A 22,757-nucleotide genomic window follows, 5' to 3' on the forward strand; every position below is an offset into this window, starting at 1 on the left:
CGTCGTGTTAGGCGGCACGGCGACGGCGCGGAAGGGGATTCGTGTGGGATTGCTGATTGCTCTGGTCTGGCTGACGGCCGCGATCCTGCTGGCGCGCGCCTCGCCCCGGCCGATCGTCCACGCCGCGGCGGCGATGTGTGCCGGGATCGCGGGCACCACCCTGCCCGATCTCGACCTGTGGCTGCCGATCGGCCATCGCAGCGGCCTGACCCATTCGCTGCTGCCCCTCGCACTGGCGCTGATCACGCGCCGCTGGCGACCGGTGATGGCCGGTCTCGCGATCGGCATCGGCCTGCATCTCGCCGCCGACGCCTTTCCCAATGCGATGCGCGGCTTCGCGACGGTCAAGCTGCCGGCGATCGGATCGCTGGGCGTGTCCGGTTCCTATGCGTGGCTCGGGGTTCAGGCGGTGGTGGCGACGGTCACGGGCGCGGTGCTGCTGGCGGCCGCGCTGCCGACCGGGCTCGCGCTGCTCACCGCCTTGGCGCTGGCGGCGATCGGCATCGCCTATCTGTTCGTCACCGATGGCGGCTGGTGGGCGCTGACGGTCTACACCGCGTTCGGCTGGATCGCCGTACGCCGCCGGACCGGTCGGCATCTGTCCTGACGGCGGACGCGACCCGACGATAGCGCGACGCCGCGACGATCGACCAACCGTCGCGGCGCGCTGGTTCAGGCGGCGGCGACCGCCTGTCCCGGTTCCCCCGCCGCATCGTCGAGCAACTGGTGCGGCAGCCGCGTCAGCATTTCCTTCGGCACCACCTGCCAGAACCGACCCTTGCACCGGTCCCAATCCTCGAGGATCGCGCCCGACCATTTGCTGTCGGTGGCGGCATGATGCTGGGCGATCAGATCCTTCAGCACCCCTTCCCAATGCGCCGATCCCAGCCGGTGGAGCGTGATGTTCTCCGGATTGTGGTTGCGTTCGAAGCTGGCGTCATGGTCGTAGATGAACGCCATGCCGCCGGTCATGCCCGCCCCGAAATTCGTGCCGGTCCGCCCCAGCACCACCGCGACACCGCCGGTCATATATTCGCAGCCATTGGCGCCACAGCCCTCGACCACCACGGTCGCGCCCGAATTGCGGACCGCGAAACGCTCGCCCGCCTGCCCCGCCGCGAACAGCTTGCCGCTGGTCGCGCCGTACAGCACGGTATTGCCGACGATCGTATTCTCGTGGCTGCGCAGCGGCGACGACACCATCGGCCGCACGATGATCGTGCCGCCCGACAACCCCTTGCCGACATAGTCGTTGGCGTCGCCGAACACTTCCAGCTTGATGCCCTTGCACAGGAACGCGCCGAGGCTCTGCCCGGCACTGCCGCGCAGCCGCACCGTGACATGGCCATCGGCCAGCTTCGACATGCCGAACGTGCGGGTGATCTCCGACGACAGCCGGGTGCCGACCGCGCGGTGGGTGTTGCGCACCGAATAGGTCAGCTGCATCTTCTCCCCGCGGGAGAAGACCGCCGCCGCATCCTTGATCATCTGCGCATCGAGGCTGTCGGGCACTTCGTTGCGGAAGGTCGACAGGCTGAACCGCCGCTCGCTCTCGTCGGCATCGACCTTCGCGAGGATCGGGTTCAGGTCGAGATCGTCGAGATGCTCGGCCCCGCGGCTGACCTGCCGCAGGAACTCGGTCCGCCCGACCACGTCGTTCAGGCTGCGGACGCCCAGACGCGACAGGATCTCGCGCACTTCCTCGGCGATGAAGGTCATCAGGTTGATGACCTTTTCCGGGGTCCCCGTGAACTTGGCGCGCAGCCGCTCGTCCTGCACGCACACGCCGACCGGGCAGGTGTTGCTGTGGCACTGGCGCACCATGATGCAGCCCATCGCCACCAGCGACAGCGTGCCGATGCCGAACTCTTCGGCCCCCAGAATCGCGGCGGCGACGATGTCGCGCCCGGTCTTGAGGCCGCCGTCGGTGCGCAGCACTACCCGACCACGCAGGCCGTTCAGCGTCAGCGTCTGGTTGACCTCCGACAGCCCCATTTCCCACGGCGTGCCGGCATATTTGATCGACGTCTGTGGGGACGCCCCGGTCCCGCCGACATGGCCCGACACCAGAATGACGTCGGCATGCGCCTTCGCCACGCCCGCCGCCACCGTGCCGATCCCGGCCGACGACACGAGCTTCACGCACACCCGCGCCTTCGGGTTGATCTGCTTCAGATCATAGATCAGCTGCGCCAGATCCTCGATCGAATAGATGTCGTGGTGCGGCGGTGGGCTGATGAGGGTCACCCCCGGCGTCGCATGGCGCAGCTTGGCGATGAACTCGGTCACCTTGAAGCCGGGCAACTGTCCGCCCTCGCCGGGCTTGGCCCCCTGCGCGACCTTGATCTCGATCTCGTCGCAGGCGTTGAGATATTCGGCGGTGACGCCGAACCGGCCCGACGCCACCTGCTTGATGACCGAATTGCCGTTGTCGCCATTCTCATATGGCTGATAGCGGATCGAATCCTCGCCGCCCTCACCCGACACCGCCTTCGCGCCGATCCGGTTCATCGCGATCGCCAGCGTCTCATGCGCTTCGGGGCTCAACGCGCCGAGCGACATGCCCGGCGTCACGAACCGCTTGCGGATCTCGGTGATCGCCTCGACCTGATCGATCGCCACGCCGGTTTCCGGGAAGTTGAACTCCAGCACGTCGCGCAGATAGACCGGCGGCAGGTCGCGGACCCCGCGCGAGAACTGCATGTAGGTCGAATAGCTGTCGGTCGCGACCGCCGTCTGCAACAGGTGCATCAGCTGCGCCGAATAGGCATGCGCCTCGCCGCCGCCACGCTGGCGATAGAAGCCGCCGATCGGCAGCGTCGCCACCGCCGTGTCGAATGCCGCTTCATGCCGTTCGGTCGCGTTGACGTGCAGCGAATGATAGCCCTCGCCCGAAATCTTGGCGGGCATGCCGGGGAAGAAGTCGTTGACCAGCGCGCGGCTCAATCCCACCGCCTCGAAATTATAGCCGCCGCGATAGCTGGAGATCACCGCGATCCCCATCTTCGACAGGATTTTCAGCAGCCCTTCGTCGATCGCGGTACGATGGCGCTTCAGCGCCTCGTCCATGCCGATCTCCCCGAACAGCCCGCGCGCATGGCGATCGGCGATGGCGGCTTCGGCCAGATAGGCGTTCACCGTCGTCGCGCCGACCCCGATCAGCACCGCATAATAATGGGTGTCGAGGCATTCGGACGACCGCACGTTGATCGATGCGTAGGAGCGCAGCCCCTTGCGGACCAGATGCGTATGCACCGCCGCCGCCGCCAGCACGCCGGCGATCGGCACCTTGGTCGCGTCGAGATGCTCGTCGGTCAGGAACAGCTCGCTGCGCCCTTCGCGCACCGCCTGTTCGGCCTGTGCCCGGATGCGGGCGATGGCGGCGCGCAGCGCCTCCGGCCCCTCACCCGCCGGGAAGGTGCAGTCGATCTCCGCCGCCTGCGTGCCGAAATGGCCTTTAAGCCGCAGCCAGTCGGTGTTGGTCAGCACCGGGCTGTCGAGCACCAGCACCGCATTTCCGCGGTCGGCCGCGTCGAGGATGTTGGCAAGATTGCCGAACCGCGTCTTGAGCGACATGACGTACCGCTCCCGCAGCGGATCGATCGGCGGGTTGGTGACCTGGCTGAAATTCTGGCGGAAGAAATGGCTGATGAGGCGCGGCTTGTCGGAGATGACCGCCAGCGGCGTATCGTCGCCCATCGATCCGATCGCTTCCTTGGCCCCTTCGACCATCGGCGACAGGATCAGCTCCATGTCCTCCAGCGTCTGTCCGGCGCACACCTGCCGCCGCGCCAGTTCGGCCCGGTCGTAGCGGAGCGGTTCGGCGCTGGCGGCGGGCAGGTCGTCGATCGTCAGGAACTTGCCGGTCATCGCGGCATAGTCCGCCTCACCCGCGATCTTGTCCTTGATCGCGCGATCCTTGTAGAGCTTGCCCTCGCTCAGATCGACGGCGAGCATCTCGCCTGGCCCCAGTCGCCCCTTCTCGACCACCGTCGCCTCGGCGACCGGGACCATGCCCGCTTCCGACCCGACGATCAGCAACCCGTCACCGGTGATCGTGTAACGCAGCGGCCGCAGCGCGTTGCGGTCCAGCCCCGCGACCGCCCAGCGGCCATCGGTCATCGCCAGCGCCGCCGGGCCGTCCCATGGCTCCATCACGCTCGCCAGATAGTCATACATCGCGGTATGCGCTTCGGGCATGTCCGCCGCGCCCTGCCACGCCTCGGGTACCAGCATCAGCTTGGCGGTCGGCGCGTCACGACCCGAACGACAGATCGTCTCGAACACCGCGTCCAGCGCCGCCGTGTCCGACGCGCCGGCCGGGATCACCGGCTTGATGTCCTCCGACCGTTCGCCGAACGCGATGCTCGCCATCTTGATCTCGTGGCTGAGCATCCAGTTCTTGTTGCCGCGGATCGTGTTGACCTCGCCATTATGGGCAAGGCAGCGGAACGGCTGCGCCAGCCACCATTGCGGGAAGGTGTTGGTCGAATAACGCTGGTGAAAGATCGCGACGCGCGATTCGAAGCGTTCGTCGGTCAGGTCGGGATAGAAATCCGACAGGCTCTCGGCAAGGAACAGCCCCTTGTAGATGATCGAGCGGCACGACAGCGAACAGAAATAGAAACCGGTGATCTGTGCGGCGATGATCCGCTTTTCGATACGCCTGCGGACCAGATACAGGTTCTTCTCGAACTCGGCCTCGTCCATGTCCTCGGGCGCGGGGCCGGCGATCATGATCTGCTCGATCTCGGGGCGGGTCGCCTGCGCCTTCATGCCGATGACCGACACGTCGACCGGCACCTGCCGCCAGCCATAGATCGACCAGCCCGCCTCGATGATCTCCGATTCGACCAGCGTGCGGCAGGTTTCCTGCGCACCCAGATCGGTGCGCGGCATGAACACCATGCCGACCGCGAGCCGCGCATGCAGCGGCTTGTGCCCCGACGCGGCGATCGCATCATCGAAGAAGCGATGCGGCAGGTCGACATGGATGCCGGCACCGTCGCCGGTCTTGCCATCGGCATCGACCGCGCCCCGGTGCCACACGGCGCGCAGCGCATCGATCGCCGACTGGACGACCCGGCGCGACGGCTTGCCATCGGTCGCGGCGACCATGCCGACACCACAGGCGTCGCCCTCATATTCGGGGCGGTACATGCCTTCGTTGGCGAGGCGGAGGCGTTCGGAGGTCATGTCGGTCATTGCTTTGCCTCCTTGGCTGGCGCGAGCGCCATCAGTTCCTGAACAAATTCTTTCGCGTCGGTGCCAAGTGTCGCGATGCTTTCGCTCTGCACCTTCGCTTGCCATGCCGCGACATCCGGGTCGGACATGATCGTCATCGACTGCGCGACATAGACGCGCCCCGTCGGCGTTTCGAAGAAGGTCTGCATTTCCTTGAGCTGCGCTTCCGTGAAGCGACGCGCATAGGCGTTCGACATGGCATCGACCATGCCGGGCAGGTTTGCCTTTATCGTTGCCGCGGTCTTCGCCTGCTGTCGTGCGATGAACCGTTCGAATACCGGCCGGGAGCGCGGTTCCGTTTTAATCATTCGGGCAATATCGGGCTGTTGCTGGAAGCTTCCGAGCATCGCGTTGCTGATGCTCCCGACCAGCGCCTCCATCATCTGCGCTCGCTGCGCTGCCGGAAACACCGCGTCCACGACCCGTTTGGCCGCTGCAAGTCGTGCAGGTTCAATGGCGGTAGCGGCAGCAGGCGTTGCAGGGGCTTGAGCCGTCGCAATCGCCGGCATCAGAAAAACTGCAGCTGCGAGGAGCGCCTTCACGCCGCCACCTTCGCCACCTTGGCCTTCGCCTTGAGATACGCATGCATCCGGTCGGTCACATCGCGCCCATCGCGGATCGCCCATACGACCAACGATGCGCCACGCACGATATCGCCCGCCGCGAACACGCCGTCGAGCGACGTCATCATCGACTTGCCATCGACGCGCACCGTGCCCCAGCGGGTCACCCCCAGCTCCGGCGCATCGAACAGCGTCGGCAGATCCTCGGCATCGAAGCCCAGCGCCTTCACCACCAGATCGGCGTCGAGGACGAACTCGTTGCCCGGGTCGGTTTCCGGCGCGCGGCGGCCCGATGCGTCGGGCGCGCCGAGGCGCATCCCCGTCGCGCGCACCTGCACGACCTGTCCGTCGCGATCGTCGAACGCGGCGGGGGCGGAGAGCCAGACGAACTCGACGCCCTCTTCCTCGGCATTGGCGACTTCGCGCTGCGATCCCGGCATGTTGGCACGGTCGCGGCGATAGAGGCACTTCACCGACTTCGCGCCCTGGCGGATCGCGGTGCGGACGCAGTCCATCGCGGTATCGCCGCCGCCGACGACGACGACATTCTTGCCGGCCGCATTGAGCGAGCCGTCGTCATAGGCCGGCACGCTGTCGCCGAAGCCGACCTTGTTCGACGTCGTCAGATAATCGAGCGCATCGACCACCCCGCCGCTGCCGACGCCGGGTGCCTTGATCGCACGCGGCTTGTAGACGCCGGTCGCGATCAGGATCGCGTCGTGTTTTGCCCGCAGCTCGTCGAGCTTGGCATCGCGGCCGACCTCGAACCCTTCGTGGAAGACGATGCCGCCTTCCTTCAACCGCTCGACCCGGCGCATCACCACCGGCTTTTCCAGCTTGAAGCCGGGAATGCCATAGGTCAGCAGCCCGCCCGCGCGGTCGTACCGGTCATAGACGTGGACCTCATAGCCGAGGTTGCGCAGCCATTCGGCCGCTGCCAGCCCCGCCGGCCCCGCACCGATGATCCCGACCGATGCGCCACGCGCCGGCCCGACCGCAACCGGCTCGACCCAGCCATTTTCCCATGCGGTGTCGGTGATGAATTTCTCGACCGACCCGATCGTGACCGCGCCATGGCCCGAAAATTCGATGACGCAATTGCCCTCGCACAGCCGGTCCTGCGGACAGATGCGGCCGCAGATTTCGGGCATGGTCGAGGTGCTGTTCGACAGCTGATACGCTTCCTGCAACCGCCCTTCGGCGGTCAGGCGCAGCCAGTCGGGAATATGATTGTGCAGCGGACAATGGACCGAGCAATAGGGGACGCCGCATTGCGAGCAGCGTCCCGCCTGATCCTCGGCGGTCGGCGGAGCGTAGCGCTCCGCGATCTCGCGGAAGTCTTCCGCACGCAATTCGGCTTCCCGCTTTGCCGGATAGGCCTGGGGACGCGAAACGAACTTCAGCATTGCTTGATCGGCCATGATGCCCTCCGATGGTTTGGAAAGCATATTTGGCGAGCCAAGTCACGCAATAAACGATCATTAGGTAAGCATAGCTGACCCAATAAGGCGGTATAACTCCAGTTACTACTGCGATCAATTCTTAACTAGGCTAATTATGGCCGTACCGGTCCTATCCCAGCGGCATTAGTCGTCCTTGAGATAGGAGGATAATCAACGCGCTACCCAGCAACACGCGATACACGACGAACGCCATATACCCCCGCGTCGATACGAGCTTCAGGAATCCGACGATCGATGCATATCCCACGACGAACGAAATACCGGTCGCCAGCAACGTCGGCCCGGGACCATAGGGACCGAACTGCCCCCAGGTCTTGAGCAACTGGTACAGCCCCGATGCCAGCACGGCAGGAATCGCGAGCAGGAACGAATACCGCGCCGCCGCTTCGCGGGTGAACCCCATGAACAACCCGGCGGTGATCGTACCGCCCGACCGCGATACGCCCGGCAGCAACGCCATCGCCTGCGCGAAACCGAACGCGATGCCGCTGCCCCAGCCCAGCCGGTCGATCCCCCAGCGCCGCCGCCCGACCCGGTCGGCGATGCCGAGCAGGATGCCGAACCCGATCAGGCTGAACGCCGTGAACCATAAATTGCGCAATGACGTCTCAATCGCGTCCTTGAACAACAACCCGAGCACCACGATCGGCAGCGTGCCGATGATGACCAGCCAGCCGATCCGGGCATTGTCGGCGTCGTGCGCCGACCGCTTCCCGAAGAACTGGCCCAGCCACGCCGTCGCGATCCGCCAGATGTCCTTGCGGAAATACAGCAGTACCGCCGCCTCGGTCCCGATCTGGATGATCGCGGTGAAGGCGGCACCCGGATCGGTGCCCGACGGCAGGAACGCGCCGGCGATGCGCAGATGCGCGCTGGAGGAGACCGGCAAAAACTCGGTCAGCCCCTGAATCACCCCCAGGATCGCGGCTTCGAACCACGATTGCGCGCTGCTCATACCCGGGCGACTTTGTTGAAGCGGCCATTCTTGCGATACGCGACCAGCCATTCGGGCGCGACCGTCGACAACGGCACCGGGCGGATATCGAACGCGTCGATCCCGGCCACGTCGCCGGTGACGACATTGTCGCGCGACAGCATCGACCACTGATCCTTGCTGATCGGGGTGAACGGCAGCGCGGCGATCAGGCCGCCGAGCTCGTTGGCAATCTCGACGAAGCGCACGTCGCGGCCGATCGCGCGGGCGATCCAGTGGTTGAGTTCGCCCATCGAGATGACGTCCGGGCCACCGATCGCATAGGTCTGGCCACCGAACCGGTCGGGATCGGCCAGCGCCTTTGCCACCACCTGCGCCAGATCGACGACATAGATCGGCTGGAACCGGGTCGCCGCTGCCATCACCGGGACGATCGGCCGTCCGATCAGCGCCGGCGCACCCGCGATCATGCCGGCGAAGCGATTGACGAAGCCGTCCTCGCGCCCGAACACGATCGATGGGCGCAGGATCGTGGCATGCGGGAACGCAGCGCGCACCGCATCCTCGCCCGCCGCCTTCGACCGGCCATAGGCGGATGGCGACGCCGGATCGGCCCCGATCGCCGAAATCTGGACGAACGCCTTCGCCCCGGCCGCTGCCGCCGCCTCGGCGACGTTGCGCGCGCCGGTGACATGGACCTTGTCGAAATCGCCGTCGAGAATGCCGACGAGGTTCACGACCGCATCCGAACCCGCAACCGCCCGCGCCAGCGTGTCGGGACGCGACAGGTCGGCTGCGACGAACTGGGTTTGGCCAAGGCCGCCCTGCGTCCGCAGGTGCAGCGCCTGGCGCGGATCGCGCTGCGCGATGCGGACGCGGGCGCCCGCCTTCAACAATTCCTGTACGACATAGCGGCCGACGAAACCGCCACCGCCGAACAGCGTCACCAACTGGTTCTTCATCGTGCCCGCCTTTGCTTGGCCTGTATGCCACGCCCCATGCCGTTCCCGCATCCAAACGGCAAGGACAACGTAAAATCGCGAAACAAGTTGTTGACACCCCCCCGACGCCCCCGTAGAGGCCCCCTCCTACCCCGTGCCCAGATGGCGGAATTGGTAGACGCACCAGCTTCAGGTGCTGGCGATCGCAAGGTCGTGGAGGTTCGAGTCCTCTTCTGGGCACCATTTCTCACAGCATGAACATGCGCGGGGATCGTCCAGCACGATCCCCGGAGAACCTTGCCCCAACCGATCTTTCAGGCTGCACGTCGGCTACGCCTCGATACCGTACGAATCGAACCGTCGCGCTCGCGGCGGACGCGACTGGACACCCCCGTCACGATACGATCGAGGTGGATCACGGTGATAATGCGTATCTGGGAAGCCCGTGCGGCAGGCCAAGCGATCGTACCCGAAGGCCATGCGGGTTAGGGTCGAAAGCGCCTCGCTGCACAACAATTGCCGTACCGTCCTTGGCAGCACCTAACCCCCGGGTCCGCAACCGCACGGGGTGGCGACTACGCATCCCGCCCGGCGGTCGGCGCGAATGTTGCGACATCGTTGCCCGCGTCAGGGATCGAGACCCAGTGCCCCACGATCGGCGGTGGCGGCGGCGAGTTCGGCGCGGGCGGCGGCGATTCGTGCCTGCGCCTCGATCACGCGGACGCGCGCGTCGTTCGCCGTTTCCTCGCGCTGGTTGACGAGGAAAAAGTCGCTCGACCCCAGTTCGAACCGTCGTCGCTCGGCTGCGGCCAGTCGCTCGGCGAGCTGGCGTTCCTGTTCGGCGATCACCGCCAGCTGCTCGGCCGCGCCGACGCCGATCGCGATGCCCTCCACTTCGACCGTGATCTGGTCGCGCAGGAAGCGGCTGCGCGCCGACAACGCGTCCAGTTCGGCCTGCGCTTCGACGATGCGCCCCTTGGCCACACGATTCTGCAACGGCATCGAGAAACGGAAGCCGACCGCCGTCTCCAGCGGGGTCCGCGACGCTCCGCCCAGCCCCACCGGGCCGACATCCTTGCCGACCTCGCCGCGCAGGTCGAGCCGGGGGCGCAGGTCGTTCTCCGCCAGCGCCAGCCGCGCCGTCCCCTGATCGATCCGGGTCAGCAGCATCTGCAGATCGGGGCGGCGCTGTGCGAAGTCGGCACGGGCGACAGCGGCTACGCCGGCCAGCGCGCCGAGATCGTTCGGCAGACGCTCGGGACCGACCAGCACCGGTTCCCCCGCACCATCGCGGAAATAGAGCGACAGGGCATTCGCCGCCGCCGCGAAATCGCCCTCCGCGCGGACCACCAGCGCGCGCCGGCGGACGAGATTCTGATCGTTCTCCGCCAGCAGGATTTCGGGCCGGGCACCCAGCTGGACCTGCCGCGCAAGGCCGCCGCGACGGCTTTCCGACAGGGCGAGCAGGTCGCGATAGGCGCGCAGGCGCAACCCGGCCGCGACCCAGTTCTGATAGGCGTCGATCGCACGCCGCTGCACGCCGATCGCCACCGCACCGCGCTCGAACTGCGCGATGTCGATGTCCCCCGACGCCAGCGTCCGCTTCGTCCGGCGCTCGTCGATCAGCCGGTCGCGCAACAACGCATAGAGAGCGCCGACCTTCGCCTCGCCCAGCCGGTTGGTATAGTGTTCATCCTCATACACGGGGAAATCGCCGCGGCTGACGCGGTAATTGCCATAGACATAGCCGCCATTGCCGGTCAGCGGACGGGTCGCCCGCCCGGTGACATAGGTCCCGTCATAATAGCCGAGCGCGCGCGAGCGGCCCTCGGCGTCGAACACGGTATCGAACGCCCCGTCGGCGGTGACGGCACGCCCCTGCGCCGCGCGAACCTTCGCCAGCGCCTCGACGATCTGCGGCGCGGCGCGGGCCGAGGCGCGCAACACCTCGTCGAGGGTCAGCGGTGCCGTGGCGGGCACGGGGGCCGGAGGAACCTGTCGTGCGACGGCGGGCGCGACCGACAGTTGAGCGGCGACCAGCGCGGACAGGAGGCCGGACCGGATCATTTCGGCTTGCCCGCTTTCGTCGCGATCGTCCTCTCTTCCTCCTTCTCGCCGGCCGACCCCGCAGTCTTGTCGGTCGCAGTCTGGCCGAATTCGAGGGGGAAGTCGTTCAACTGCCGCCAGAGTTCATACCCGACGGTCACCGTCTCGCCCTGAACCCAGCCCTGCACCTTGCCGCCCAGCCGGACGAAGCGTCGTTCGGGCCATGCCGGCTTGCCGGGGGCCGGTTCGACGAGGATGCGGAACAGCCCCTGCATATTGGCATTCGGATCGATCGTGCGGACGCGCCCGTCGAAAAAGCCGTGCGCGATCGACGGCCAGCCGCTGAACTGGATCGCCGGCCAGCCTTCGAACTCCAGCCGTACCGGACGCCCCGGCCGCAGCAGCGGCACGTCGCGGCCGTCGATCAGCAATTCGACCGCGCGCTCGACCCGTTCGGGCGCGACGACGGCAAGGACGGTCCCCGCCGTCAGCAGCGCACCGCCCGTCGCCGCGTTCAGATTCTGGATACGGCCATCGCGCGGTGCCCGCACCAGCTGCGCCGACTGCCGGTTGAGCTGCACGTCGATGCGGTTCAGCTTGGCGCGCGATTCGGCCAGCTTCGCCCCTGACTCGGCGACCTTGATCTGCGCCTGTTCGTAATCGCGCCGCGACGCCAGCCCTTCGGAATAGAGCTGCCGCATCCGCCCGACATCGATCTGCGCGACGGCCTGCGCCTGTTGCACCGATGCGATCTCGGCCAGCACCTGCGCGCGTTCGGCCGCCAGCCGCGACAGCAGATTGGGGTCAAGGTCGACGATGCGCGCGATCGGGTCGCCGCGTCCGACATGCTGCCCGTCCTGCACATACCAGCGCTCGACCCGCCCCGGCACCAGCGCCGTCACCTCCTGCGCACGGTCGTCGGGGTCGAGCGACACGATCTGCCCGCGTCCCTGCGCGGTTTGTACCCACGGCACCACGAACAGCACGACCGCCGCCGCCGCGATGCCGACGACCAGCATCCACGCGATCGCCACCGCCACGCGCGGCGGACGCAGCGCCGCCAGCGTGCGGAAATGCGCCAGTTGTTCAGGCCGATGCGTCATCTGCACCCTCCCGGTTGGCTACGGCCTGCAGATCGGCAAGCCGGTCGAATCGGCGTTGTTCGGTCATGCCGAGATGGAGATAGCCGTCGAGTTCCAGATCCTCGGGCCGTCCGGTACACAGCAGCACGGTCGTGCCATGCGCCTTCAGCAGCCGCAGCGCCGCGGCCAGCCGTTCGGGCGGCAACAGGTCGTACAGCTGGCCGAGCAGCAACAGCTTCGGCCGGACCAGCAGCGCATTGGCGAGCTTCAGCGCCATCGTCTCGCCGACGCTGAGCGGATAGCCGGTCGATCCTAGCTGCGTGTCGAGCCCCTTGGGCAGGCTGGCGAGGCGGCGTTCGAGACCGACCGTCGCCAGCGCCTCCATCGCCACCTCGTCAAGGTCTTCGGACGCGAGGCGAAGATACTGGCGGATCGTCGCCTCGACGATGGTCGAGCGGTCGAGCACCGTCACGTCCGATCGCAACCGGTAGATGTCGAACGAGCCGGGATCGGCCCCTCCGATGCGAAGCAGCCCCCGTTCGGGGAGCGCATGGCGTTTCAGCAGCATCGCCAGCCGCCGCTCGGCTCCCGGTTCGGCGACGGTGACCAGTTGTTCGCCCGCCCCCAGCGCCAGCGTATAGCGCGCACCGTCGAGCACCACGTCGGTCAGCTTCACCGCACCGTCGCGCGGACCATGGTCACCGCGCACGGTGGTTTCCTGCGGAATAGCGAACAGCAGCGACAATTCCTCCGAACTCGCGACCAGTTCGTAGAACGTGTCGAGATACCAGCCGAACTGCGAAATGCCGTAAAAGACGCCCGACAGGATCAGCTCGGCGGCGACCAACTGCCCCAGCGACAATTGCCCGTGCAGGATCAACATGCCGCCCAGCAGGAGCAGCCCGGCACTGGCAAAGGCATAGATCAGCAGGAACGCGACCGTTTGCGCGAACTGATACCAGAAATAGCGCCGATGCGTGTCGACATAGCTGGCGGTCACCGCTTCCGAACGCTGCATCGCGAAATCCAGATGGCGCGACGATTTATAGAAGCCGTTCGATCCGCCGACACTTTCCAGCCAGTGGGCGGCCTTGTGCTTGGCGTGGCTCAGCGCGACCGCCCCGCCGATCGCGCCCCGCCGCCAGATCAGCCACACGATGAAGATGGCCGCGACCAGCACGACGTTGAACGCGAGAAAGACCGGATGATAGAAGCTGGTGATGGTCAGCCCGATCGCCGCCTGCAACACGATGGTGAAGGCACCGATCACCAGGCTCGGCACCGATTTCTGGACGACGACCAGATCGAAAAAACGGTTGAACAGGTCGCCGCGATTGCCATCGGTGAAGAACGGGTCCTGCGCATGCACCGCGCGCAACGTGACTTCGGCGACGATGCGCGAGAACAGGCGACGTTCGAACCCCGCCATGATCCAGACGCGGAGCGCACTCAGCGCCACCACCATCAACAGCAGCAGCAGCAGGACCCCCGACAGCGCCCATAGCGGCGCGGGCATCGCCGTATTGGCGACGCTGTTGATCAACAACTGCACCGAGATCGGCGTCGCGAGCGCCAGCAGGCTGATCGCGACGGTATAGACGATGCCGAGCCGCACATAGGCCGAGTCGGGACCGATGATCTGCGACAGCCAGCCGATCGCATCCCGGAACCCCAGTCGTTGCGTCGCCAAAGCACACCCCTATTCCTGCGTCCGGAACCGGTCGCCATCGCCCCATGCTACCGACGCCAGACCGCCCTGCCGCGCCTTACGTCGAAAATCCCGTCTGTGTATCGGGCGCGATGTTAAAAATTGTTGCTGTGCACCATTTGCCGACGGATGGGCGCGAGCTTCGGCCTCTTACGACCGTCGACGATCGCTATCGTGCGAACCGGCGTAAGACGCGGAGGGGTTGCCGGGCCAGCACATGGCCAGTGCCGGCCGATATCCGGAGGTCGTTGGAGATGATAGCAGTCGGTGGCGTTCTAGAGCCGATCGACATTCACTAAGGTTTCGACTTCTCCCCTCCCTGACAAGGGAGGGGTCGGGGGTGGGTTGGCCCGCGAAGGAGCGTCTCGCCAGACCCGAACCTACCCACCCCCAGCCCCTCCCTTGTCAGGGAGGGGAGCAGATCGCTGGCTTGGCAGCTGAATGTCGATCGGTCCTAGTTCGCCGCAACGCAGCAATGCGATCATCGAGACCGCTGCGAAACTCGCAAGCGTCGCCACAACCTCGCCGTACCCCCGCGCAGGCGGGGGTCCAGAGCCAAGCAGAACAACGGCTTGTGCCTGGAACCCTGGACCCCCGCCTGCGCGGGGGGTACGCGAGCCGATATTGCTCGCCTACAGCGGCAACGGTCTGGCCCCCCGCATGCGCGAGGGTACGGCAGGGGGCAGGACTCAGCACCTTCGCGGCAGTCTCGCCGGTCCGAACCTACCCGCCCGATCCGACGCCAAATCAGAAGCTGTAGGCGACCCCGACCGCACCGAGCCACTGGTTGCTCGACCCGTTGCGCGCGACGATCGGGCTGTCGGCGAAATCGTTCAGCAGCTTGCGATAGACGACGGTGCCGAACAGCTGCCAGCCCGAGCGCAGGTCACCGCTGATCGACCGGCCACCGAGCAGGCCGAGCGTCCAGTTCTTCCACCCGCCCCGCGCGTTGTAGACCGGCAGGCCGCTTGCCAGCGACTGCGCCGGCGTGACCGAGAAATAGCTGTCGGCATAGCCTTCGCCGACCCGTTCGGCCGACACGATCACCCCGACGATGGCGCGCGTGCTGAGCGGCGTCACATAGTTGATCGTCGGTGCCAGCACCGTCGACTTGTGGCCGCCGCCCACGTCCTTGCGATAGCTGACCGATGCCGACAGCCGGTCGAATTGCGAGGTGATGACCCCGGTCTTGCCCAACCCGACATAGCCGCCCAGTTCGATCGCGGTATCGACCGTGCCCAGTGCACGGACCTGGGCATCGTCGATGCCCTTGGTCGAATTGCGGTTGAGGTTCACGACCGCGATCGGCCCGGCCTGGAAATCCCAGGTCGGGCCGATGCCGTCGGGGATCAGGTCGACGCTGACGCGGTTGCCGGCGAGCAGGAAGTTGAACCCCGACACGCGGCCGGTCGCGGCCGGCACCGGGCTGAACGAATAATCGTCCGACCCTTCGTAATCGGGCAGCACCGCCGCGCCGAGGCCGACGACGTAGAAATCGGCACCGGTATCGGTGTTGGGCAGCGACGATGCCGGCACCGCCGGGGTCGCCGCTTCCTGTGCGAAGGCGGGGCCGGCAACGGCGGCGGCGGTCAGGACGGCGGCAAGAAAGGCGCGCAAGGGCGTAGCTCCGAGAAAATGTTACCCGGCCGTAACGCTACGCCGCGCGCTTCGGTCCGTCGCGACTACTATAGCAGATAGCGAATCCGCACCTGTTGCATGGTTACATCACTCGCGACCGGGAACTCCGCCGCGCTGAAGGCGGGCGGGCCGAACCGGATCGCCGGATTGCGCGAGAATCCGAAGCCCTCGCGCGGGATGCCGGCAAAGGTGTCGAGCTTCGAATTGTTGTTCTCGTCGTGGATCACCGATACGGCATAATCGCCACGCCCCAGCCCGGCGATGCGTACGCCGCGCTCCGCCGCGGCAAAGGTGCGGGTGACGGCATTGCGGTCGTCGGTGCAACCGGGAAAATTCTTCGGATCGGCGGTCAGGCACAGGCGGATGACGCCCTTGGCCGACCGCAGGTCGGCGATACGGACGTCAAGCGTGCCGGTCGGCATGGCCCCCGGCAGCGTCGCCAGCGCCAGCGCCGCCAGCGCGATTCGCCCGCCGCGCGACGCGCGCACGTTCCTTTTCGAAGTCGCCCAGCCCGCCATCGGTGCCGCACAACCGGTCCCAGAAGCGGAAATAGAGCCCGAAATTGCAGCCATAGCGCTCATGATGCCTCTGATGATGGCTGGCGGTAATCAGCCAGCCGCCCAATCGCCCCGACCACATGAATCGCGGGAACATTTCCCACCCCATATGGTTGGTTACCCCCATAACCGTCATGATCGTCAGCACCAACGCCAGTGCGCCGGTGTGAATCGGAATGACGAATACCAGTAACGGAATTACCACAGCGCCGGTTAACGCTTCGATCGGGTGGAACGCCATTGCCGCCCACGCCGTCGGCGGTCGGCTGGCATGGTGGACGGCATGGGCGATGCGAAACCATTTCGGCCGGTGCATCCAGCGATGCGTCCAGTAGAACCAGGTGTCGTGCGCAAAGAGGTACAGCAGCACCGATACCGGCAGATACCATAAGGGATAGGCGTGGACGTCGCGGTAGATTGCCGTCCAGCCGCGATGCTCCCAGCCCCACGCCACGATGCCCGCCGGCACGCCGTAGATCGCGGCGGACAACAGCGACCAGCGGATTTCCTTCGCGATCTGTGCGTCGAGTCCGCGGTACAGCCCCGGATGCTTGCTACGCGTCGCAAAGGCAAACCCGGCCGACGCCAGCAGATAGCGGACGCCGACGATCGCCGTCATCGCCACGGCGGACAGGAAGATAGCCAACGGGATCGACATGCAGCCGCTGTAGCGGATTGCAGGACCGGATGACACCCCAGATCCTCCCGGGGAAGGGCACCCAAAATCCTCCCCGGCACGGGGAGGGGGACCGTCGCCGAAGGCGGTGGTGGAGGGGGGCATCCACGAAAACAACGGCTTCGTATGCGGCGCTCCCCCTCCACTATGCCACGCATGGTCCCCCTTCCCGCTCGCGGGGAGGATTTTGTACGCGCCGTTGCTACTGTTGCCGCCCTCCCCTAGGGCCATCCCATGCCAACCATCCATCACTGCGACCTCGCCATCGTCGGCGGAGGGCTTGCCGGTGCGTTGATCGCGCTGGCGGCGGCGAAGCGGCGGCCCGATGCGCGCATCCGCCTGATCGAGGGCGCATCGCATTTCGGCGGCAACCATGTCTGGTCGTTCTTCGGCAGCGACGTGTCGGACGACCATCGCGCGCTGGTCGCCCCGCTCATCGCCCATGCGTGGCGCGGCTACGACATCGTTTTCCCCGCCCATGCCCGTACGCTCGACACCGCTTATTATTCGATCACCTCCGAACGGCTCGATACGGTGTTGCGCCAGACGCTGTCGCGCGAGACGCTGATGCCATCGGTCCGCGTGCTGGGGGCCAGCCCGACCGCGGTCGTCCTCGCCGATGGCGACCGGGTCGAGGCGCAGGGCGTGATCGACTGTCGCGGTCCCGGCGATACGTCGCTGCTCGACCTCGGCTGGCAGAAATTCATGGGGATGGAGCTGGTCACCGACGACCTGCACGGCGTCGAGCGGCCGATCGTCATGGACGGTTCGGTCGAACAGCTCGACGGCTATCGCTTCGTCTATACCCTGCCGTTCGATGCCTCGACGCTGTTCGTCGAGGACACTTATTACAGCGACACCCCCGATATCGACACGCAGCTGCTGGCCGGGCGCATCGCCGGCTATGCGCAGGCGCAGGGCTGGAACATCGCCCGCGTCGGCCGCAGCGAGACCGGCGTGCTACCGGTCGCGATGGGCGGCGATTTCGAGGAATATTGGCGCTCGGGCGGCAATCGCGTCGCGAAGGGCGGGATGCGCGCCGGGCTGTTCCATCCGCTTACCGGCTATTCGCTGCCCGATGCGGTGCGCCTCGCGCATCTGGTCGCCGACAGCGGCGACTGGTCGGGCGGTGCGCTGCACACGCTGACCCATGATTATGCCGCGACTTTGTGGCGGCAGCGGCGATTCTACCGGATGCTGGCGACGATGTTGTTCCGGGCGGCGGAACCGGCGGAACGCTACCGCGTGCTCGAACGCTTCTACCGTCTGGATGCGGGACTGGTCGGGCGTTTCTATGCCGGCGGGTCGACGCTGTTCGACAAATTGCGCGTGCTGACAGGCAAACCGCCGGTACCGATCGGACGTGCGGTACAGGCTTTGGTGGGGAGACAGGGGTGAAGACGGCAGTCGTAATCGGTGCGGGGTTCGGCGGCCTCGCGCTCGCCATCCGCCTGCAATCCGCCGGCGTACAGACGACGCTGGTCGAAGGGCGGGACAAGCCCGGCGGCCGTGCCTATTACTGGGAACGCGACGGCTTCGTCTTCGACGCCGGCCCGACCGTCATCACCGCCCCCGAAGCGTTGCAGGAACTGTGGCAGCTGACCGGCCGCGACATGGCAGAGGACGTGACGCTGCAGGCGGTGTCGCCCTTCTACCGGCTCAACTGGCCCGACGGCACCAATTTCGACTATACCAACGACGACACGCTGCTGCGCTCCGAAATCGCCAAGCTCGATCCCGGCGACATCGCCGGCTATGCCCGTTTCCTCGAATATTCGGCGGGCGTGTACGAGGAAGGCTATGTGAAGCTGGGCCATGTGCCGTTCCTCGACTTCGCCTCGATGATCAAGGCCGCGCCGGCGCTGGCGAAGTACCAGGCATGGCGATCGGTCTATTCGATCGTGTCGTCGTTCGTGAAGAACGAGAAGCTGCGTCAGGCATTGTCATTCCACACCCTGCTGGTCGGCGGCGATCCGATGAAGACCAGCAGCATCTATGCGCTGATCCACAAGCTGGAGCGCGACGGCGGCGTCTGGTTCGCGCTGGGCGGCACCAACAAGCTGGTCGCCGGCATGGTCCGCCTGTTCGAAAAGCTGGGCGGCACGCTGATCCTGAACGATCCCGTAGCCAGCATCGACACATTGGGCGACCGCGCGACCGGCGTCACCACGAAGAGCGGCACGGTGATCGCCGCCGACATGGTGGCGACCAACGCCGATCTGATGCACAGCTACAAGGATCTGCTGGCCGGATCGCGCAGCGCGCAGCGCAAGGTCAAGCGCCTCGAAAAGAAGCGTTTTTCGCCGTCGCTGTTCGTCGTCCATTTCGGCATCAAGGGCACGTGGCCGGGCATCCCGCACCACATGATCCTGTTCGGCCCGCGCTATAAGGGGCTGCTCGCCGACATTTACGACCATGGCGTCCTCAGCGAGGATTTCTCGCTCTACCTCCACCACCCGACCGTCACCGACCCGTCGATGGCGCCCGAGGGGCATTCGACCTTCTACGCGCTGTGCCCGGTGCCGCACACCGGCAAGTTCCCGGTCGACTGGGACAAGATCGGCCCGATCCTCGAAAAGCGGATTCTGGACGAGGTCGGTCGCCGCCTGATCCCCGACATCCACGACCGGATCGTGACGAAGTTCAGCTATATGCCGAGCGACTTCACCCACGATCTGAACGCGTATCACGGCTCGGCCTTCTCGCTGGAGCCAATCCTGACGCAGAGCGCCTATTTCCGCGCGCACAACCGCGACGACGACATCCCGAACCTGTATGTCGTGGGCGCGGGCACCCATCCGGGCGCGGGGATTCCGGGCGTGGTCGGCAGTGCCAAGGCGACGGCGGCGCTGATGCTGGGCGGGGAGGACTAACGCATCCTGCTCCCCTCCCCGACAAGGGAGGGGGTGGGTAGGCCCGTTATCGCGCGCGAACCTTCCCTTGCCGGCCGACCCACCCCCGGCCCCTCCCTTGCCAGGGAGGGGAGGGAAGTCCGCCCGTCGCACCGCGATCTTGCCCCCCTCCCGCCGATCGCCTACCGCTCACGCCCATGAAGCGTCTGGCCATTTACTGCGGGTCCGCGACCCCCGCCGATCCGATCTACATCGACTCCGCCCGCGCCGTGGGTCGTGCCCTTGCGGAACGCGGCATCGGCGTCGTCTATGGCGGCGGGCGGCTCGGCCTGATGGGCGCGGTCGCCGATGGCGCGATCGAGGCGGGCGGCGACGTCATCGGCGTCATCCCGACCGCGCTGGTCAAGGCGGAGGCCGCGCACAAGGGCCTCACCGAACTCCACGTCGTCGACACCATGCATCAGCGCAAACAGGCATTTACCGACCTGTCCGACGGCTTCGTCACCATCCCCGGCGGCACCGGCACGATGGACGAATTGTGGGAGGCGATGAGCTGGGCCCAGCTTGGCTATCATGCCAAGCCGGTCGGCCTGCTCAACACCGCCGGCTATTACGATCACCTGATCGCCTTCGTCGACAAAATGGCCGAGGTCGGCTTCATGCGCCCCATGCACCGAGACATCCTGCTGGTCGCCGACACGCTCGACGTCCTGCTCGACAGGATGGCCGCGCATACCCCGGTACAGGCGATCATCCACATGAGCAGCAAAGACCTTTGATCCCGCCCCGCGCCGAGCTCGTCGCGCACGCCCGCGACACCATCGCGCGCGGTTCGAAAAGTTTCGCGGCGGCGAGCAAGCTGTTCGACCGCCAAACCCGCGAACGCGCCTGGCTGCTCTATGCCTGGTGTCGCGCCTGCGACGATCTGGCGGACGGGCAGGACATGGGGCACGGGATGCAGCGGCTCGACGATGCCCCCGCGCGCCTGCTGCTGATCCGCGAGCGCACGGCGCAGGCGCTGGCCGGGCAGCCGACCGGCGATCCGGCCTTCGACGCGCTGGGCGTCGTCGCGGCCGAGGTCGGTTTGCCGCACCGGCTGATCCACGACGTGATCGACGGATTCCAGCTCGACGCCGATGGCTGGCAACCGGTGACCGAGAACGATCTGTACCAATATTGCTATCACGTCGCGGGCGCGGTCGGCGGGCTGATGGCGGTGGTGATGGGCGTGCCCGCACAGGACCACGACACGCTCGACCGCGCCTGCGATCTCGGCCTCGCTTTCCAGCTCGCCAATATCGCCCGTGACGTGGCGGAGGATGCCGCCGCCGGGCGCTGCTATTTGCCGCGCGACTGGCTGGCCGAACAGCGCATCGACCCGGCCGATCCGATGGCGACGCCCGATCGGGTTGCGGTGCTCGCCCGGCGGATGGCGGCGCGCGCGGCGCTCCACGAGGACAGCGCCCGGGTCGGCGCGGCGCGCCTGCCATGGCGATCGGCATGGGCGGTACTGGCTGCCGCCGACATCTATGGCGGCATCGCCCGCAAGGTTGCGGCGGCTGGCCCCGCGGCGTGGGACCAGCGCCAGACGACGTCGAAGGGCAAGAAGATCGCGGCGATCGCCCGCGCGTTCATCGCCGCCCGCTGGCGCCCGGCCCCCGATACGCCCCGCGACCCGTCGCTCTGGACGCGCCCGAACTAGGACGGAGCGACGTTCAACGATCCTTAAGAATGTTCGTCATTCCCGCGCAGGCGGGAATCCATAGCCGCTGAGGTTTGTGCTGAAGTAGTGACCTCGGCGCATATGGACTCCCGCCTGCGCGGGAGTGACGACAGAGCATGGGCTGGGGACCGGAAGGAGGAGAGCAGAAACATCCGCTTCCTCACTGGTCCTCCCCCTTCACCTTGTCGGTTGCCACCGTAATCTCCCGCCCCAGCAACGCCTGCACGTAAATCCGCTGCACCAGCACGAACACGACGATGGTCAGCGGCGCGGCCAGCACCACGCCGATGAACCCGAACATCAGCCCCATGCCGATGACCGAGAACAGCAGCACGGCGGGCGGCACGTCGACGGCGTGCTTCTGGACGATGGGTTGCAGGATATTGCCCTGAATCTGCTGGACGATCAGGAACAGCACGATCGTCCACAGCGCGGTCGACGGCGAATGGGTGAAGGCCAGCATCACCGCGGGCAGTCCGGCGATGATCGGCCCGACATAGGGCACGATATCCATCAACCCGGCGATCAGGCCCAGCCCGATCGCGGCGGGCACGCCCAGCAGCCACAGCCCGGTGCCGGTCAGCACCGCGACGACGACGATCGCCACCGCTTCACCCTTCATCCATCCGCGCAGGCCCGCGGCGGCATCGTCCACCGCCTTGCGCGCGACCGGTTCGGCCGCCGGCGGCACCAGCTTCACCAGACCGCGGCGATACAGTTCGGGATCGGCCGCGAGGAAGATCGCCCCGACCAGCACCAGCACCGCATCCGACAGTCCCGACCCGATCGACAGGACATAGCTGCCCGCGCGCGACATGATCGTCGACAGGTCGCTGCTGCCCTGCGACAGCAGGTCGCGCGCCGGCTCGCCCAGCCCCCATGCGTCCAGTTGCCGCTGGATCGCCTGCAACGCCGACGGGATCTGTTCGCGGATCGTATCGAACTGCTGCACCAGCTGCGCGCCGAAGCCATAGAAGATGCCGATCACGATCCCCAGCAACAGGATGATCGCCGCCGCCAGCGCCAGCCCGCGCGGCAGGTGGGTCCATTTCTGAATGCGGCGCGCGACCGCGCTGAACAACACCGCGATGACCGTCGCGGCAAAGACCAGCAGCACCAGCCGCATCATCGAGAGGATGAGATACCCGGTGCCGATGATCGCCAGCACCATCACCGTCATCGCCGCGACCCGTGCATAGCCCGGTCCCGCCTGTTCCGTGTCACCCCGCATCGCCATCCCCTTCGGTGCGTCAACGGGCGGAACCCGCCGCCGTTCCGTGTTGGTGGCGGGCATCGTTCGAACGATCGTATCCGAAACGATTGCACCGCG

17 protein-coding genes and 1 tRNA gene are annotated in these 22,757 nt (G+C 66.6%); 6 read left to right on the top strand and 12 right to left on the bottom strand.

The window, feature by feature from the left end:
• Positions 1–43 precede the first annotated feature (43 nt).
• Entirely contained in the window at positions 44–607 is a 564-nt protein-coding gene (locus ASE70_RS07000; protein WP_156356078.1) for a hypothetical protein, read from the top strand.
• Positions 608–672: 65 nt separating this feature from the next.
• On the opposite strand, the gene gltB is transcribed toward ASE70_RS07000, so the two are convergent.
• The 5 genes from gltB to ASE70_RS07025 form a co-directional block, all read right to left on the bottom strand.
• A complete protein-coding gene (gene gltB / locus ASE70_RS07005; protein ID WP_056502875.1) occupies positions 673–5,205 on the bottom strand; it encodes a glutamate synthase large subunit in 4,533 nt (1,510 codons plus the stop codon).
• Positions 5,202–5,786: a DUF2059 domain-containing protein gene (locus ASE70_RS07010; RefSeq protein WP_082438742.1), complete on the bottom strand. Its 585-nt coding sequence runs from the start codon at positions 5,784–5,786 to the stop codon at positions 5,202–5,204. Before ASE70_RS07010 ends, gltB begins: the two co-directional genes overlap by 4 nt.
• A complete protein-coding gene (locus ASE70_RS07015; protein ID WP_056502878.1) occupies positions 5,783–7,228 on the bottom strand; it encodes an NAD(P)-dependent oxidoreductase in 1,446 nt (481 codons plus the stop codon). Before ASE70_RS07015 ends, ASE70_RS07010 begins: the two co-directional genes overlap by 4 nt.
• A 151-nt stretch (positions 7,229–7,379) precedes the next feature.
• A complete protein-coding gene (locus ASE70_RS07020) occupies positions 7,380–8,225 on the bottom strand; it encodes an undecaprenyl-diphosphate phosphatase (protein ID WP_056502880.1) in 846 nt (281 codons plus the stop codon).
• On the bottom strand, positions 8,222–9,166 hold the full coding sequence (locus ASE70_RS07025; RefSeq protein ID WP_056502882.1) for a complex I NDUFA9 subunit family protein: 945 nt from the start codon (positions 9,164–9,166) through the stop codon (positions 8,222–8,224). Before ASE70_RS07025 ends, ASE70_RS07020 begins: the two co-directional genes overlap by 4 nt.
• Before the next feature lie 135 nt (positions 9,167–9,301).
• On the opposite strand from ASE70_RS07025, the gene ASE70_RS07030 reads away from it, so the two are divergent.
• Positions 9,302–9,388 (top strand) — tRNA-Leu (locus tag ASE70_RS07030).
• A 384-nt stretch (positions 9,389–9,772) separates the two neighbouring features.
• Here the strand turns inward: ASE70_RS07030 and ASE70_RS07035 are convergent.
• The 6 genes from ASE70_RS07035 to ASE70_RS07060 form a co-directional block, all read right to left on the bottom strand.
• Complete coding sequence (locus ASE70_RS07035) at positions 9,773–11,212, bottom strand: TolC family protein (protein WP_082450826.1); 1,440 nt, start codon at positions 11,210–11,212, stop codon at positions 9,773–9,775.
• Complete coding sequence (locus ASE70_RS07040) at positions 11,209–12,294, bottom strand: efflux RND transporter periplasmic adaptor subunit (RefSeq protein WP_056502884.1); 1,086 nt, start codon at positions 12,292–12,294, stop codon at positions 11,209–11,211. The genes ASE70_RS07035 and ASE70_RS07040 overlap by 4 nt, the downstream gene beginning before the upstream one ends.
• Complete coding sequence (locus ASE70_RS07045; RefSeq protein WP_056502887.1) at positions 12,278–13,963, bottom strand: ABC transporter ATP-binding protein; 1,686 nt, start codon at positions 13,961–13,963, stop codon at positions 12,278–12,280. Before ASE70_RS07045 ends, ASE70_RS07040 begins: the two co-directional genes overlap by 17 nt.
• Before the next feature lie 765 nt (positions 13,964–14,728).
• Positions 14,729–15,598 (bottom strand): MipA/OmpV family protein, encoded by an 870-nt coding sequence (locus ASE70_RS07050; RefSeq protein WP_056395434.1) that lies wholly within the window; start codon positions 15,596–15,598, stop codon positions 14,729–14,731.
• A 68-nt stretch (positions 15,599–15,666) separates the two neighbouring features.
• Positions 15,667–16,107, bottom strand: a complete 441-nt coding sequence (locus tag ASE70_RS07055; RefSeq protein WP_235519654.1) for a DUF2141 domain-containing protein — start codon at positions 16,105–16,107, stop codon at positions 15,667–15,669.
• A complete protein-coding gene (locus ASE70_RS07060; RefSeq protein WP_056395431.1) occupies positions 16,022–16,834 on the bottom strand; it encodes a sterol desaturase family protein in 813 nt (270 codons plus the stop codon). Before ASE70_RS07060 ends, ASE70_RS07055 begins: the two co-directional genes overlap by 86 nt.
• Positions 16,835–17,086: 252 nt before the next feature.
• Here ASE70_RS07060 and crtY point away from each other — a divergent pair, with 252 nt between their 5' ends.
• The 4 genes from crtY to ASE70_RS07080 all read left to right on the top strand — a co-directional run bounded on the left by crtY (position 17,087) and on the right by ASE70_RS07080 (position 21,406).
• Entirely contained in the window at positions 17,087–18,250 is a 1,164-nt protein-coding gene (crtY, locus tag ASE70_RS07065; protein ID WP_056395428.1) for a lycopene beta-cyclase CrtY, read from the top strand.
• Positions 18,247–19,725 (top strand): phytoene desaturase, encoded by a 1,479-nt coding sequence (locus tag ASE70_RS07070; protein WP_056502889.1) that lies wholly within the window; start codon positions 18,247–18,249, stop codon positions 19,723–19,725. Before crtY ends, ASE70_RS07070 begins: the two co-directional genes overlap by 4 nt.
• A 176-nt stretch (positions 19,726–19,901) precedes the next feature.
• Positions 19,902–20,483, top strand: a complete 582-nt coding sequence (locus ASE70_RS07075) for a TIGR00730 family Rossman fold protein (RefSeq protein ID WP_056395422.1) — start codon at positions 19,902–19,904, stop codon at positions 20,481–20,483.
• Entirely contained in the window at positions 20,480–21,406 is a 927-nt protein-coding gene (locus tag ASE70_RS07080; protein ID WP_056395419.1) for a phytoene/squalene synthase family protein, read from the top strand. The genes ASE70_RS07075 and ASE70_RS07080 overlap by 4 nt, the downstream gene beginning before the upstream one ends.
• Positions 21,407–21,587: 181 nt before the next feature.
• Here ASE70_RS07080 and ASE70_RS07085 read toward each other — a convergent pair whose 3' ends face one another.
• On the bottom strand, positions 21,588–22,658 hold the full coding sequence (locus ASE70_RS07085) for an AI-2E family transporter (RefSeq protein ID WP_162235941.1): 1,071 nt from the start codon (positions 22,656–22,658) through the stop codon (positions 21,588–21,590).
• Positions 22,659–22,757: the final 99 nt, after the last annotated feature.

Source organism: Sphingomonas sp. Leaf22 (assembly GCF_001421715.1).
In the GTDB taxonomy this organism is placed as follows: Bacteria; Pseudomonadota; Alphaproteobacteria; order Sphingomonadales; family Sphingomonadaceae; genus Sphingomonas.